General features: G+C 40.3%; 16 protein-coding genes. 7 read left to right on the top strand and 9 right to left on the bottom strand.

What is annotated here, in order from left to right; all coding sequences use genetic code 11:
* Window positions 1–218: 218 nt before the first annotated feature.
* Window positions 219–746: a sugar O-acetyltransferase gene (locus RF53_RS15030; protein WP_039038148.1), complete on the bottom strand. Its 528-nt coding sequence runs from the start codon at window positions 744–746 to the stop codon at window positions 219–221.
* A 161-nt stretch (window positions 747–907) separates the two neighbouring features.
* Here RF53_RS15030 and RF53_RS15035 point away from each other — a divergent pair, with 161 nt between their 5' ends.
* From RF53_RS15035 to RF53_RS15065, 7 genes are all read left to right on the top strand, one after another.
* Entirely contained in the window at window positions 908–1,672 is a 765-nt protein-coding gene (locus RF53_RS15035; protein ID WP_039038149.1) for a DeoR/GlpR family DNA-binding transcription regulator, read from the top strand.
* A 46-nt stretch (window positions 1,673–1,718) separates the two neighbouring features.
* Window positions 1,719–3,539 carry a glutamine--fructose-6-phosphate transaminase (isomerizing) gene (glmS, locus tag RF53_RS15040; RefSeq protein ID WP_039038150.1) on the top strand — a complete coding sequence of 607 codons (1,821 nt, stop codon included), beginning with the start codon at window positions 1,719–1,721 and terminating at the stop codon, window positions 3,537–3,539.
* Between the two features lie 112 nt (window positions 3,540–3,651).
* Entirely contained in the window at window positions 3,652–4,842 is a 1,191-nt protein-coding gene (locus RF53_RS15045; RefSeq protein WP_039038151.1) for an alpha/beta hydrolase-fold protein, read from the top strand.
* Window positions 4,843–5,001: 159 nt separating this feature from the next.
* Entirely contained in the window at window positions 5,002–6,309 is a 1,308-nt protein-coding gene (locus RF53_RS15050) for a DEAD/DEAH box helicase (protein ID WP_039038152.1), read from the top strand.
* Between the two features lie 344 nt (window positions 6,310–6,653).
* Complete coding sequence (locus RF53_RS15055; protein ID WP_039038153.1) at window positions 6,654–7,502, top strand: hypothetical protein; 849 nt, start codon at window positions 6,654–6,656, stop codon at window positions 7,500–7,502.
* Window positions 7,503–7,509: 7 nt separating this feature from the next.
* Window positions 7,510–8,418, top strand: a complete 909-nt coding sequence (locus RF53_RS15060) for an acyl-CoA desaturase (RefSeq protein ID WP_039038154.1) — start codon at window positions 7,510–7,512, stop codon at window positions 8,416–8,418.
* The gene (locus RF53_RS15065) at window positions 8,408–9,265 is read left to right on the top strand and encodes an alpha/beta hydrolase (protein ID WP_039038155.1); all 858 of its coding nucleotides are present in this window, start codon (window positions 8,408–8,410) and stop codon (window positions 9,263–9,265) included. Before RF53_RS15060 ends, RF53_RS15065 begins: the two co-directional genes overlap by 11 nt.
* 168 nt (window positions 9,266–9,433) lie before the next feature.
* Here RF53_RS15065 and RF53_RS15070 read toward each other — a convergent pair whose 3' ends face one another.
* The 8 genes from RF53_RS15070 to RF53_RS15105 form a co-directional block, all read right to left on the bottom strand.
* Window positions 9,434–10,336, bottom strand: coding sequence for a homocysteine S-methyltransferase family protein (locus tag RF53_RS15070; RefSeq protein ID WP_039038156.1), 903 nt, complete (start codon window positions 10,334–10,336; stop codon window positions 9,434–9,436).
* 166 nt (window positions 10,337–10,502) lie between these two features.
* Window positions 10,503–10,748 carry a DUF3297 family protein gene (locus tag RF53_RS15075; RefSeq protein ID WP_006792550.1) on the bottom strand — a complete coding sequence of 82 codons (246 nt, stop codon included), beginning with the start codon at window positions 10,746–10,748 and terminating at the stop codon, window positions 10,503–10,505.
* Between the two features lie 161 nt (window positions 10,749–10,909).
* Complete coding sequence (locus tag RF53_RS15080) at window positions 10,910–11,119, bottom strand: cold-shock protein (RefSeq protein ID WP_006792549.1); 210 nt, start codon at window positions 11,117–11,119, stop codon at window positions 10,910–10,912.
* Window positions 11,120–11,306: 187 nt separating this feature from the next.
* Window positions 11,307–11,516: a cold-shock protein gene (locus RF53_RS15085; RefSeq protein WP_006792548.1), complete on the bottom strand. Its 210-nt coding sequence runs from the start codon at window positions 11,514–11,516 to the stop codon at window positions 11,307–11,309.
* Window positions 11,517–11,808: 292 nt separating this feature from the next.
* Complete coding sequence (locus tag RF53_RS15090; protein WP_039038157.1) at window positions 11,809–12,813, bottom strand: YeiH family protein; 1,005 nt, start codon at window positions 12,811–12,813, stop codon at window positions 11,809–11,811.
* Window positions 12,813–13,808, bottom strand: coding sequence for a TauD/TfdA family dioxygenase (locus tag RF53_RS15095; protein WP_039038158.1), 996 nt, complete (start codon window positions 13,806–13,808; stop codon window positions 12,813–12,815). Before RF53_RS15095 ends, RF53_RS15090 begins: the two co-directional genes overlap by 1 nt.
* A gap of 9 nt (window positions 13,809–13,817) precedes the next feature.
* Window positions 13,818–14,780 carry an aldo/keto reductase gene (locus RF53_RS15100; protein WP_039038159.1) on the bottom strand — a complete coding sequence of 321 codons (963 nt, stop codon included), beginning with the start codon at window positions 14,778–14,780 and terminating at the stop codon, window positions 13,818–13,820.
* A 191-nt stretch (window positions 14,781–14,971) separates the two neighbouring features.
* A complete protein-coding gene (locus RF53_RS15105; protein WP_010557877.1) occupies window positions 14,972–15,721 on the bottom strand; it encodes a GntR family transcriptional regulator in 750 nt (249 codons plus the stop codon).
* Window positions 15,722–15,875 lie beyond the last annotated feature (154 nt).

A 15,875-nucleotide genomic window follows, 5' to 3' on the forward strand; every position in this document is an offset into this window, starting at 1 on the left:
CAGGCTTCAAATAAGAGAAACCCGTTACAGCAATGTGACGGGTTTTTTGCTGTCTGCAGGAAAGTAATCTCTAAAGCGAAGCGGCTCTTTGTGAACGGTGTTTTGGTTACTAATCAATGTAACGGATTTTTTGCTTTCTGGGGTTTAAAACACCAAACCTTCAACACTCAGATCGGACGAGCAAAGTGACACCTGACATCAAAAAACATCGATTATAATTATAGTGTTCTTATTTTAAGAGCCGGATTACCTGCAACAAGAGTATCCGCCTCTACATTTTTAGTTACGACAGATCCTGCACCAACAACAGCATTATCGCCAATGGTAACACCAGCTAATACAATAACTCCCGCGCCAATCCACACGTTATTGCCAATAGTAATCGGTGCTGCAAAGTTCTCTTTATTGAGCCGCTCTGTGGGGTTAACCGCATGAGATACTGCCAAAAGTTGAACGTTTGGGCCGATTAAACAATCGTCGCCAATGCTTATAGCTCCTTCATTTATTGGCGCATCCAACACAGTGCAGTTAATGTTTATAAAAGTACGATCACCTATATGCATTTGCGAGCCATAGTCACAATGAAAGCCCGCTTCAATAATTACTCCATCACCACAGTGTGAGCATAATTCTTTTATTCGCTTTAAATTACCTTTACTGGGGCTTTTATTAAATAAGCGGCAAATTTCGTGCACAGCTTTACGCTGCGCTAGATTCTCTTTACTAATACTATTAAATGACTGCATATCAATTTTGTTTAACTTAAATAATGGTGTCTAGCTTAACCTACTTTAAGCATGATGATAATTTGAATAAAACTGTGCTTTTTTTACGCATCCACTTGCCATTTATTATGTTTCGTTTAAAATCCACTAACTTTCGAAACGAAACTTAATTGTAATCACTTATGACCAAACGAAACACTCAGCAACGCCGCCATCTGATCCTCACTCAAGTTAATGAATTAGGTGAAGTGGCTGTCGATATTTTAGCTGAACAGTTTCAAACATCAGAAGTAACTATTCGAAAAGACTTAACCTCGCTTGAAAAAAGTGGCTTGTTGCTGCGCCGTTATGGTGGAGCTATTGCGCTACCAAAAGAGATAGTAAGCGATGAGATCGATTCTAAGCGCAAAGTAGCGATTGCTAAGGCAGCAGCGGCGCTTATAAAAGATCATAACCGCATTATTATTGACAGCGGCCGCACTACTGCAGCGATGATCCCTGAGTTGGCTACCAAGCAGGGGTTAGTTGTAATGACCAACGCGATTAAAGTGGCGAGCCGTTTACTATCACTTGAAAACGAGCCAACACTTTTAATGACCGGTGGTACATGGGATCCACATTCTGAGTCGTTTCAGGGGCAAGTTGCCGAAAACGTATTATGCTCTTATGACTTCGATCAATTATTTATTGGTGCTGACGGCATAGATGTAAAGCGCGGCACGACTACCTTTAATGAGTTAGTTGGTTTAAGCCAAGTAATGGCAAAAGCAGCCCGTGAAGTAATAGTAATGGTTGAATCAGATAAGATTGGCCGAAAAATACCAAATTTAGAATTACCGTGGAAAATAGTAACCACTTTAATAACCGATACTGGCTTAGCAGACGATAAACGCAGAGCGATAGAGGCGTGTGGTGTAAAACTAATTTGTGCAGAGATTATTGATTAGTAATTACAAAGCGAGTTACTAGAATTAAAAAATTAACGGAGACACTATGTGTGGAATAGTTGGGGCAGTTGCAGAACGTCCAGTAAACAAAATTTTAGTTGAAGGCCTTAAACGTCTTGAATACCGTGGTTACGACTCTGCCGGTGTAGCACTTTTAGAAGGCTCTACGCTAAATACTGTAAAAGCAGTCGGTAAAGTAGTTAACGTAGAAGCTGCACTTAAAAAAGCAGGCGTTAGCGGTCATACAGGTATTGCACACACACGTTGGGCAACACACGGTAGCGTTACAGAAGAAAACGCTCACCCGCACGTATCAAACAACCAGCTAGCACTTGTGCATAATGGTATTATTGAAAACCATGCAAGCCTACGCGCATCGCTTAAAGAAGAAGGCTACGAGTTCCTATCTGAAACCGATACCGAAGTAATGGTGCACTTAATTCATAAGCTTCGTAAGCAACACACTACGTTACTTGCATCTGTTCAAGCAGCGGTTAAGCAATTTGAAGGTGCGTTTGGTACCGTTGTATTTGATAAAGCAAACGACAACGAAATCATCGTAGCGCGCTCAGGTAGCCCACTGGTTATAGGTTTAGGCCTTGGCGAAAACTTTATTGCGTCTGATCAGTTAGCACTATTACCTGTTACTCGTAGCTTCATCTTTTTAGAAGAAGGCGACGTAGCGCGTATTACACGTGACACTGTTGAAATTTTTGATGAAAATGGCGACGCTGTAGAGCGCGAAGTTATTGAATCAAACATCACGCAAGATGCTTCAGGCAAAGGCGACTACCGCCACTACATGCTAAAAGAAATCTACGAGCAACCACTTGCGGTACGTAATACCCTTGAAGGGCGTTTAAACGACGACCGCGTAGCAATTGACGCCTTTGGCGACAGCGCTCAACAAATATTTAAAGACGTAAAACATGTGCAAATTATTGCCTGTGGTACATCATACCATTCAGGTATGGTTGCACGTTACTGGCTTGAGCAATTTGCAGGCGTTAGCTGTAATGTTGAGATTGCCTCTGAATTTAGATACCGCCAATCGTATGTACACGAAAGCAGCCTACTTGTGACTATTTCACAATCGGGTGAAACAGCCGATACGTTAGCTGCACTACGCTTAGCTAAAGAGCAGGGTTACATGGCATCAATGACCATTTGTAACGTACCGGGTTCATCGCTTGTTCGCGAATCAGACCTTGCCTTTATGACTAAAGCGGGCGCTGAAATTGGTGTAGCTTCTACTAAAGCATTTACCACACAGCTTGTTGGTTTGTTAATGCTTACTGCGTCTATAGCACAAGAAAAACAGCTCGATCAAAGTGCCATTGTAAATGCTATAAAAGTACTTCCTGCTAAGCTTGAAGAAACGTTACTGCTTGCGGATGGCATTGCAGACCTTGCAGAAGAGTTTGCCGACAAGCAACACTCACTGTTTTTAGGTCGTGGTTCACAGTACCCAATCGCAATGGAAGGCGCGCTTAAGCTTAAAGAGATTTCGTACATTCACGCAGAAGCCTACGCAGCGGGCGAGCTAAAACATGGGCCACTTGCACTTATTGATGCCGACATGCCAATTATTGTTGTAGCACCAAACAATGAGCTATTAGAAAAGCTTAAATCAAACGTAGAAGAAGTACGCGCACGTGGCGGCATTATTTACGTATTCGCAGATAAAGATTCACACTTTGAGTCAGACGACACAATGCGTGTAATCAACGTAAACCACACTGATGACATTATTGCGCCAATTGTTTACACATTGCCATTACAGTTACTGTCGTACTACGTAGCGGTAATTAAAGGTACTGACGTTGACCAGCCACGTAACTTAGCTAAATCGGTTACGGTTGAGTAAAATCAATAAGTTATTGTTTGTTAGTTAAAACTAAAAAGGCGCTCAATGCGCCTTTTTTTGTACCTCAAAGCCTGTTAGATTAAATAACACACTATTTTATAAAGGATTAGTAATGCGTTTATTAGCCGTTATTTGTTTTGTTAGCTTTTTTGCTTTTAGTTTACAAAATGCTTTTGCACAATCTGGCACTAAACAGCAAAGTGCAGATTACTCTCAGTTCACGCACTCTATTAAATCTGCTGTTTTAAACGAAGAACGTACCGTTGTAGTCCAGCTTCCAAAGAGTTATCAAGCTAATCCAAGCAAAGTTTATCCGGTCATTTATCGCTTAGATGGAGCGGGTAACATACCGCTTATAAGTACTGTGATGGAACGCTTGCAAAATGATAATCGTGCACCAGAGGTTATTATTGTCGCTATTGAAAACACCAATCGCTTAAGGGATTTATACCCCACAGTTAATAAAGAGCCACAAGGCCCGGTAGGTGAAGGTGGTGGTGCAGCAAAGTTTTTAACATTTATTGAGCAAGAACTTATGCCCTTAATTAATAAAAGTTATCGTACGCACAATTATAATGTGATTGCAGGGGCCTCTGCGGCAGGCGTGTTTGCACTTTATACAATGCAAGCTAACCCAGATCTTTTCCAAGCGCATATTGCCTATAGCCCAGCGGTTTGGTGGAACTATGGTGCATCGGTAAAAGCAACTAAGGCGTTTATTAATACATCAAAAGACCTAAATAACTATGTTTACATTAATATAGGCGAAGAAGCAGGCATAATGCGTGAGCGATACAATGAACTTCAGCAAGCTTTGCAATCTAATAGCTTGCCAAATTTACGCTTCTTTAGTGATGCGTTTGATGGTATCTCGCATAACCTGACTTCGGTTGCTGGTTCATTTAATGCCTATCACAACTTATTTTTGCCTAAACAAATGCCCATAAGTGCTTTAACTGACGATGTAACCTCTATTGATACTTATTATCAAAGCTTATCTCAACAATGGGGCGAGCAGATTGCGCCATCGGATCGCGCTGTTAGATCACTCGGTTATAACTTAACGGGCAGCAAGCAATTTACCGGTGCTATTGAAGTGTTTAAGTACAATATAAAAAACCACCCAAAGTCAGTCGATGCGTTTTCAGCCTTATCTTATGGCTATGAAATGCAAGGCGATACTCGCCAAGCGCTTGAACAGATGGAATTTGCTTTAACGATAGCAGACGACTCATATCCATATATACATTACTTAAAAGAAACAAAAGCTAGATTACAAACGCAGCTAAGTAAAACGCAATAATGTAAAAGGATAAAGCGCAGGGAGAGCCTGCGCTTACAGTTACCCTTACAACACGTAGCTGTTACCTATGCGAACATTTAAATCACTAATCCCTACTTAATAAGCGCTAAATACGCTAAAATTACAGGCTACATTTTTAGCAATGAGCCCGTAATATTCATGACCTCAGCAACAAGCCCTAGCACTTTTAACAAACTTGGCCTTATTCCAGAGCTACAAGCTCGTTTAACCGATTTGGAATATAGCCAACCTACGCCAATTCAAGCTAAGGCGATTCCAAGTGTACTGGCTGGTAGCGATTTAATTGCGGGTGCAAATACTGGCTCAGGTAAAACAGCAACGTTTGCTTTGCCTATGTTGCAAAAGTTATTTTTAGAGCAAGGCGCTAAAAAAACAGCGAGCAAAGGTAACTTTGTCACTGGGCTTATTTTGGTACCTACCCGTGAGCTGGCAGTGCAGGTGGCTGATAGCGTTAAATCGTATTCTGCTAACTTTAATGGCGCCATTAAAACGGTGGCGGTATTTGGTGGTGTATCGGTTAATACACAAATGCAGGCTCTACGTGGCGGCGCCGATATTATCGTGGCAACACCTGGCCGTTTACTCGATTTAATCTCAAGCAATGCGATTAAGCTCGATAAAGTAACGACCTTAGTGCTTGATGAAGCCGACCGCATGCTAAGCCTTGGCTTTACCGAAGAACTTGCTGAGTTATTAGCGTTAATGCCTGCTAAAAAACAAACCATGTTGTTTTCAGCAACCTTCCCAGAGCAAGTCACTCTATTAACGCAAGAGCTGTTAACTAACCCTGTTGAAATACAAGTTCAAAGCAAAGACGAAAGCACCTTAGTACAGCGCGTATTTACGGTTAATAAAGGCGAAAAAACTACGGTTTTAGCGCATTTAATTAAAGAGCACAAATGGCGCCAAGCGCTTATTTTTGTAAACGCTAAAAAAGACTGTGAGCACTTAGTGGGTAAGCTTGAAAAGCGTGGTATTAACGCACAAGTATTTCATGGTGATAAAGGCCAAAGTGAGCGTACTCGCGTAATAGAAAAATTTAAAGCTGGCGAAATCGAAGTACTTATAGCCACTGATATAGCAGCCCGTGGTTTAGATATTGCCAAACTGCCTGTTGTTATTAACTTTAACTTACCGCGTAGCCCCGCCGATTACATGCACCGTATTGGCCGAAGCGGCCGTGCCGGTGAAGTTGGCTTAGCGTTATCGTTAATTGATTATGAAGACTTTCATCACTTTAAAATAATCGAAAAGAAAAACAAACTTCGCTTAGAGCGTGAAGAAGTAACGGGTTTTGCAGTTAACCAAGCAAACCTTGATGCAGCTGATGCGCTTAAAAACGAAAAGCCAATGGCAAAGCCTGCAGGCACAGGTAAGAAAAAGAAGAAAAACAAAGTTAACCCAGAAGATGATGCATGGAGTGGTTGGCGAAACCGTTCTAAGTAAGGTTTTATAGTAATTGCTTATAATTATCAGCATATTATATTTTTAAAAAGGCGCATTTGCGTCTTTTTTATTGTCTTTAATTTCTTGCTTTAACTGTGTATTTAGGTTTTTATAGGTTGTAAGTCACATTAAGTAGAGGCTTTTTGGAAATATAAAAATGGCATATGGATCATGTTTGTTTGGTATAAAACCAATTATTACGTATTCATAGCAAATTAAAATATGCAGGGTATGTAATGGTAAAAACACAGAAAAATAAAGCTCCTAGTCATATAAGTAAACGGCGCAGAAATATTTCAATCCTACTATTGATAGGTGTTTGTTCGCTGCTAATTCGTGCACTAATGTCTTATAACTTTGACCGAACCGCTTTGCTCTATGTTGGCGTCCCTTTTTTTGTATCCGTTGCTTTACTATACATAGTTAAAAAACCTGAAAAACCAAGCTTAAATAGGTATTACGGACACTTAGTCTTGTGGTCGCTAATCGTTATGCTTGGCACGTCGGTTGTTTTGTTTGAAGGCTTTGTATGTGTGATCATGTTTATGCCAATTTACTTTGGCATATTATTTCTCATGTACTTATTTCAGCTTCTATCCTGCTATTTAAAGAGTAGAAACAAAGGGTCATATTACGCTCATATCTTACCTGTCGTTATTTTTTTAAGCGCATTTGAAGGTGTAGTGCCAAGTACTAGCTTTGAAAGAGAATATTCAATAACTAAAAATATAGTTATCAGCGCCACCCCAGAAGAAATAAAAAATAAGCTTATTGAGCCAATGCATTTAAATATAGAGCGTAATTGGCTGTTAAGTTTATTCCCTATGCCCAACAATATAGATGCAGGTACATTATCAGCAGGAGATGTACATAATATTGATTTTACTTATCATCGTTGGTTTGTAACAAATACCCACAAAGGGCATATGAAACTTGAGTTAACTCAAGTTGAAGATGACTATATTCGTACCACCTTTTTAGAAGATACAAGCTACATAAGTAATTATCTAAAGCTAAAAGGGACCGAAATCCGGTTTATAAAAGTAGATAATGAAAATACAAAAGTGATGCTGACTATTTATTATCATCGATTTTTAGACCCTGCTTGGTATTTTGGCCCAATACAAAAATATGCCATTGGACAAACAGCAGATATGCTCTTAAGTGAATTATTTATTCCTGAAACAACTTAGGGCTGCAATGTATATTAATGAAAGAGTTATAACTAGTGAGCAAAGTAATGCTAGCGTCGGGGATGTAGTTTTATCTCCAATAAAGGTGTTATGGGTTGGCGGTATGCTATTAACTGCCGTTTTAGGTGGGTGGTATACATTTTCATTCAGCGCGCTGCTGGTATTTATTGCAACGACAAGTATCATTTTGTGTTTGGGACACTCATTGGGTATGCATCGCAGGCTTATACATAAGAGTTATAAATGCCCGCTTTGGCTTGAATACTTTTTTGTACACTTAGGTGTCATTGTGGGTTTAGCTGGGCCAATTGGTATGATTAAAACCCATGATATGCGCGACTGGGCGCAGCGCCAACCAGAGTGTCATGATTACTTTGGCCATAAGCAACCTATGTGGAAAGACTTTTTTTGGCAACTCTTTTACGATATTAGATTAACTAATTCACCTACATTTAATATAGAAACTAAGGTAATAGAAAGTCGAGTGTATAGTTGGATGGATAAAACATGGATGTTACAACAGCTCCCTTTAGCGTTTTTACTATTGTTGTTAGGAGGTATATCTTGGGTTATTTGGGGTATATGCGTGAGAGTAAGCATCTCAATTATAGGCCATTGGCTGATAGGTTATTTGGCCCATAATATTGGTCAAAGGCATTGGCATGTAAACCAAGCGCATATTCAAGGTTATAATGTCCCTTTTGCTGCATTGCTAACAATGGGGGAAAGTTATCATAATAACCACCATGCATTTCCTGGTTCAGCTAATTTTGCATTAGAAAAAGGTCAATTAGATGTTGGTTGGCTAGTACTTAAAAAGCTAGAAAAGCTAGGTTTAGTTTGGGGCTTAATCCAACCCGAAAATCTCCCTGTGCGAAGCGAATTAAAAAGAATCGATTCCCAATATGAAAACTAATTCCTTTTTAAAGTTGTTATTATTACTTGGTGTATTAACTTGTTTTAAATTAAGTGCAAATACGCCTTACGAAATCCCTAGAAGTAGCGTTATTCAGCTAACAGAACCTTCTAGTAAGCGTGTTTACCCTGTTTTTATTCAGCTCCCAAAGTCATATAAAAATAAGCCAGATAAAATATACCCAGTTATTTATTTAACCGATGCGCCGTATACCTTCCCTATAGTGGCAGGGGCTACACGGTTTCCTATGAATAGCGGCAAAATGCAGCAAGCAATTATTGTCGCCATTGGTTATGAAAAAGGGTCTATTGGATCAGCTAGTCGAATAAGAGACTACACACCTACCTTTGCAAAGGATTGGAAAAAACAAACAGGTAATGCGCAAGGGCACATTAAGTTTATTAAAAACAACGTGTTCCCTTATATTGAGCAAAACTACCGAGCAAGTCACACACAAAAAACCTACATAGGTAACTCGCTAGGCGGCTTATTTGGTGCCACTGTTTTATTTACAGAACCCGATTTATTTAGCCATTATATTATTGGTAGCCCGTCTGTTTGGTTTGATAGCAACGCAATCTTAGCGCTTCAAGCAAATAAACCTAAAGTGCCTACAAAGGTTTATATATCGGTGGGAGCAAAGGAAATCCCAGCTTTTGGTGAAGGGCAAAATATGGTTGAGGGTACCAAGCTATTGGTACAAAAAATTAATGCACTTAACAGTGACAACATACAATTAAAAAGTGTTGTTATTGAAGGGGCGAGCCATGCAACCGCATTTCCTACTACTGCAATACAAGGGCTTGATTGGGTGTTGGGAATAACACCAATCGACTCAAATATTTAATCATTCTAGCGTGCTAAATAGAGCGCTAACAGCGTTATGAATTTCTCATGCAGAACAACTACATGTCGATATTTATGCCTTGTTATCACGCTATTTATCTGTCGCTATAAATGCCTAATAACTTAACACGATTGGTGCAGCCAATAAGTCCTAAAGGGCACTAAAAGCTTAAGCGCTTTCAAGTTCCTGTTTCCAGTTTACCAGCACTTCAATAAACTCTGGGCCTATACCACAGCAACCCCCAATAACAGTTGCACCCAGAGCGTGCCACTTTTTTGCAAAGCCTAGGTATTCTGAAGGTGAAATATCACGATACGCTTGCGAGCCTTGATTGGCTTGATAGTCATGGGGAATAGGCGTAAAGCCGTTTGCAAAGGCGCCCAAAGCCACGGTTTTATTAAGCTTCGATAATACCTTATTAGTATCTATTAAGGCTTGTTCTATTACTTCGGGGATCGAGCAATTAAATAAAATACCTGCAACATTGTGATCAAGCAGTTCAGTTACGGCGTCAGTTACCAATTCGCCTGAGCGCAGGATTGCTAGTTCACTAACTTCATCATTTAAGGTAATTGCGTAATAGCATGGTTTGTTTGAATTTTTAATTACGCTTGCCATTACTTGTGCTTCTTCAATGCTAGAAATAGTTTCGCCAATCCATAAATCTACATACTCGTTTTGTGCTTCATAAAGTGTATTTAAAATAGTAAAACCACGCTTACGTTCAAATAGCTCCGGGCGGTAAGAGCCAAATACCGGAGGAAGCGAACCTGCTACCAGTATATTTTTATTTGCACTTTGAGCCGCTTTTTTTGCAATGATTGCAGCTTGGTTAGCAAGCTCGGCACCCTGTGCATCATAAAGCGCTTCGCCTAAATGAAACGGTACACAGGCGTAACTATTTACAGTAATTACTTCAGCGCCAGCATCTATAAACCCAGAGTGTGCTTGAGTAACAAAGTGTGGCGCTTCTATAAGTGCCTGTGCACTCCAAAGAGGTTGCGTAAACGGAGCGCCAATGCGTTTAAGTTCGCGGCCCATGCCACCATCTAAAATAATTACTTTTTTCATAATAAGCTTCCACTGTTCTATACAATATGACGTCATTCAAGCATGTTTTGCTTAAAAATATAGTGAAACTTCATCAGGTTTAACATGAGAATAGCTCAATACTTTTTAATAGACACAAAAAAAGCGACTGCCTAAAGGAGTCGCTTACTTTTAAATAAGGATTAGCTTATTTGTAAAACGCTTCTACCTTGCCTTTTACTTTCATAAGCAATGGCTGACCGCGGCGATCTAACGCTTTAGGCGCTGCTACTTTAATCCAACCTTCGCTAATGCTGTATTCTTCAACGTCAAAACGTTCTTTGCCATTTAGAGTAATACCAATTTCATGTTCAAATACTTCTTCTACATAAAATTTGCTGCGTGGATTAATAGAAAGTTGATCTGGTAATTCAGGTTTGTTTGTATCAGTCATAATAGGGATCTGCATAGAATATATTGTGCGCTATTGTAGGCAATACAGGAGTTATGCTCAAGCAAGACTGAAATAAATGTTTGAAGGGGTTTTACTAATACTTATAAGAGGTAATTAAGGGGGTAATAAATGCGTTAAAAAACGCATTTATTTAAAACATGTTAAATGCTAACAATGTTTTCAGCTTGTGGGCCTTTTTGACCTTGAGTAACAGTAAACTGTACACGTTGGCCTTCAGCAAGGGTTTTAAAACCGTCGCCAGAGATTGCGCTAAAATGTGCAAACACATCAGGGCCAGACTCTTGCTCGATAAAACCAAAACCTTTTGCTTCGTTAAACCATTTTACTGAACCAGTAGTTGTAGTAGACATAATATGTATCCTAAAAAATTAATATAAGTGTGCCTGAAAAGAGGCGATTGAGCCGGAAAAAATAGTTAACTTGAGGATAACGCGCAGGATTATTACTAAAACAACGGGGTACTAACAAATAAAACAAAACTTCTTTCAAACTAGTATTCAAAATGGGTTATTGCTAACCCATTTAATTGTTTAGCAATTAGATGCTAACAATGTTCTCAGCCTGTGGGCCTTTTTGACCTTGAGTAACAGTAAACTGTACACGTTGGCCTTCAGCAAGGGTTTTAAAACCGTCGCCAGAGATTGCGCTAAAATGTGCAAACACATCAGGGCCAGACTCTTGCTCGATAAAACCAAAACCTTTTGCTTCATTAAAAAATTTAACTGTACCAGTTGTTGTATTAGACATAATAGATCCTAAAAATAAATAAAAGTGTGCCCTAAATAGGCAATTTAACAGGAAGAAAACGTGCATTTAACTGAGGATAACGCGAAGGATTATTACTAATATCAACGAGGTACTTACAAATAAACTGGGTTTTCATCAACCCGATGCCGAGCAGGATAACAGCATGTTTGATAATACACCAAGCTTTATTGTTATTTTATTTTTTAGCCTTAGAAAGAATTAAATTAAAAAGCCGTGTTTAACATGGTGTATATTGATCTTAAAATTTACGACTTAAACCCTTTTTATTCAGTTAGTTAAAGAATATAAAGCCCAGAATTAATAACGCTATCCACACAGTTTCAGCCACAATTAAAATAATGGGTTTTATGCCCACTTCGGTAAGCTTTCCCAAGTTAGTTTTCATGCCAATGGCGGCAATAGCTGTAATTAAAAAGAACTTTGACAGTTCATTAGCGCTTTCGAGTAATACGCTTGGCAGCGAAAAACAGCTGTTAATTACCATTAAAATAACAAAACCAATTAAAAAGCCAGGTACCTTAGGTAAGTCGCTTTTATTGCTTTGATTGGAGCGATTAATTATAACCATCATTATAAGTACAACAGGCAGTAACATAGCTACACGTACAAGTTTAGTGAGTGTGGCAATGTCGCCGGTTTCTGGCGATACAGAATAGCCCGCGCCCACAACTTGGGCTACATCATGTATGGTACCACCTAAAAATACCCCTGCGTTATGGGCATCAAATTCTAGGTAATTAACAATGATTGGATAGAGAATCATTGCAATGGTCGACATAGCTGTTACGCCAATAACAGTAAGTAACGTATCGCGCTCTTTGTGTTCGCTGTTGGGCATAATCGACGAAATAGCCAATGCTGCCGATGCACCGCAAATAGCCACAGACCCACCAGTTAAAGCTCCAAAGCGCTTTTGTAAGCCAAATACGCGCGCAAGTATTACCCCTAAAATAATGGTGGTGAATATAGCACCAGCAAGCATAAGTGCAGTTTGCCAGCCCAGTGTAATTAAGTCGCCTAAAGCAATACGTGTACCCAAAAGTACAATGCCGACTCGCAAAATAGTGGAGCCGGTAAAGTCGATCCCTTTTGCGCAAGGGCTGTCACTTTGATACAAAAACGATACCGCCATACCGAGCAATAAAGCAAATAACATAGCGGGTGCGCCGTAATGTTCACTTAAAAATAAGGCTGCAAGCCCAGTCATTGCTGCAATACTTGCACCTTGCCAAAGTGGCGATACATACGCTTTTAATGCATTACTTACTCGCCGCATTAGGCGTTAGCTGCGGTTAATGCAACAAGTACTTGGCGTTTTCGCTCACCAGTAAATGGACGACGCCCGTGCATAGCCATTTCGTTATCAACCAGTGCTACATCGCCATCTTGCCAGGCTAAATCAAAGGTAAACTCTTTTGAAAGCTCAACAATTTTATCAAGTCCCGCTTTAGGAATAGCACTGCCATCGCCAAAAGTAATGGCAACTGATGGGTTTTCTCGTACGCCCTTCCAACCCATGTAAGCGGCAATAAGCTGGTTGTAAAAAACTTGTACGCCGTTTTCAAGGGTAACTACCGCAGGTAAAACCGGGGTAATTGCTTTTAAAGAGCCATCGTCTAGCCACTCCCACTCATAACCTAGCTCGGTAAGTTTACTGTGCGCTTCTTCTTTATTTTGTACGCTGAGCGTGCTTTTCCAACTGCGGCCTTGGCCCGATGTTGCATCGTCGGCTGCAGGCATGTAAGTGGTGTACTTTAAGCCTTTTTGTTCAAAGTCATCGGCTAATTGACTATCAAATTGCTTTAAAGCGCTAAATAATTTATCTGAGCGGCAAAGCGGTGTTGCGCCGCCTTCCTCTGCTGCCGATTTACAAAAAAAGAATAATTTACTTGGCGAAATAGGCGTTTGAGCCATTTCGTGGTGTAAGTAAATTTCTACATCTTTTGGCGCTTCGTTAGCGGTAAATACACGCTCGGTAAAGTTAATACGTACCGCGTTAGATAGCGACTCTTGGTAAGTAAAGTTATCGTAATCAAACCCTGCTGAAAACGTATCAAAGGTTTCAGCGCTATTAATCGGAAAACCACGAAACAGTACAGCACCAGCGCTGCGCAGTTTGGTTTCTAGTTCGGGTTTATTTGCTCGAATGAAAGCCACCGCCTCTTCAACGGTGCTGGCGTTATTATTATTAACCACAATGCACGGAAAAACCGAGTCATCAAAGGTTAATTGAGTAGGCACTGCGGCGTAGTTAAGTTCGGTAGCTGTCATTGTATTTTCCTAATCGTAAATAGGGTGAAAACGGTTAAACGCTGCTTCACAAAAGTGACCAGGGTCGTTAAAGCGGCGGTTAATATTAAGTGCAGAAATATCGGCCATTTCTTGCTCATTGAGTTCAAAATCAAACAGCGATAGATTTTCTGTCATGCGTTCAAGTTTTGATGTTTTAGGGATGATGGCTGTTCCGCGTTGCACGCCCCAGCGCAGCACAACTTGTGCAGGTGTTTTACCATGGTTTTGCGCCGCAGCTTTCACTACGCTTTGCTCAAGCACAGACTCTGTTTGATCGGCCATTTCAAGCTCTAGGTACGAAAGCGCGCCCAGTGGAGAAAATGCAGTAACCGGAATGTCGTATTGTTTTGCCAACCTTATAAGGCGCTCTTGCGTTAAATAAGGGTGCGATTCAATTTGCAGCATAGCGGGTTTAACGGTGGCGTAGGTCATTAAATCGTGGAGTAATGCGCTTGAGTAATTACACACACCAATGCGTTTTGCTTTGTTGTTATGTACTTGCTCTTCCATTGCTTGCCACGTTAAATGTAGGGGTACTTTTGCCAACTCCATGTGTGGGTTTTGGGCATCTGGGTCTACAAACCACTCTGGCGGGTAGCGTGTCTCGATTGGTACAAAGGTTTGCGCAATCGGAAAGTGAATTAAGTATAGGTCGAGGTAGTCGAGCTTTAAATCGCTGAGTGTTTTATCAATCGCAAGCTCTACATGCTCGGGCGCATGAAAGGTATTCCAAAGTTTTGACGTTATCCATAGCTCTTCTCGGGTGCACAGGCCGTCGTTAATTGCTTGGGCTATGCCATCGCCAACCTGTTCTTCATTACCGTAGTCTGCGGCACAATCAAGATGGCGGTAACCCGCTTTAATGGCTTGATACACCGTTTGCGCGCAATCTTCTTGTGCTACTTTCCATAAACCGAACCCGACTGGCGGGATGTTATTTAATGAACTCATTGGGAATTCCTGTTAAAATTGCATAATGACTTTGGTCTTGTATAAGACATAAGTTATTATACGAATCTAACAGTGTCAACACTGCGCGCACCGCTAGGTGTTAAAACAGCGAATTAAAAAAGCTGCAGATAGCAAAAAGGCAGCGATTGCTGCCTTTAAAAATTTTTTATTTGTGAGTTGTTTTATATCTGTTAATCAAGCTCAATTTGGTAATGGTAATGATCGCTTCGGCACTTGCTTTGGCGGTATTCAATACGTTTACCTTCAATTGATTCGGTAATGCGTGACACTAATAACAGTGGATCGCCAGTTTTAATTGCGAGCATTTTTGCATCAGTTTCGTCGGCTAATACCGCTTTTATGCTGTCTTGGGTTTTGTGCACGGTTTGATTAAATTTGGTTTGGTAGTAGTGGTACAATGTATGCGGAATATCACTACTTTGATGTATATCAGGAAAGTAGCTTTGTGGAAGGTATATAGTTTCGCTCATACAAAATTCGTTATCAAGAATACGCCTACGCACAAGCTTAGTTACTTTATCTTTTTTATTAAGTTGTAAGGCATCGATAACATCGTGTGGTGCGGGGCATAGCTCAACCGATAACAGCTCTGCCTTGGGTAAGTCTGCACCTTTACCATCGGCCTGAAGCGGGAAAAACCTAAACAGTGCGTCTTGCGCGGTATGCTCAGATACAAACGTACCTACACCTTGTCGGCGAGTGACTATTTTATCGTCGGTTAGTAAGTTAAGGGCTTTACGAACAGTGCCTTGGCTTACATTAAATTCTTCAGCAAGGCGAAACTCGCTAGGTAATGCTTCGCCAGGTACCCAGCGTCTTTCAACAATGAGCTGTTTAATATAATCAGCCACTTGTAAGTAAAGTGGTTGAAAAGCCAAGCTTGGGCCACTTAATTTGTGATCAAACATAGAGTTACTCATTGTTATTTACCGTTAAATTCAATCCACCTGTAGTTATAACATAGGTGATACTTTTTGCGCATCTTTGCGTGTTATAAGTTAATTGTGAGCTATTGTATTACAGCTTGTTTTTACATTATGCCTAAAAACAAATCGTTACACTACAATAGCGCAC

This window comes from Pseudoalteromonas sp. ECSMB14103 (assembly GCF_000813065.1).
Taxonomy (GTDB): domain Bacteria; phylum Pseudomonadota; class Gammaproteobacteria; order Enterobacterales; family Alteromonadaceae; genus Pseudoalteromonas; species Pseudoalteromonas marina.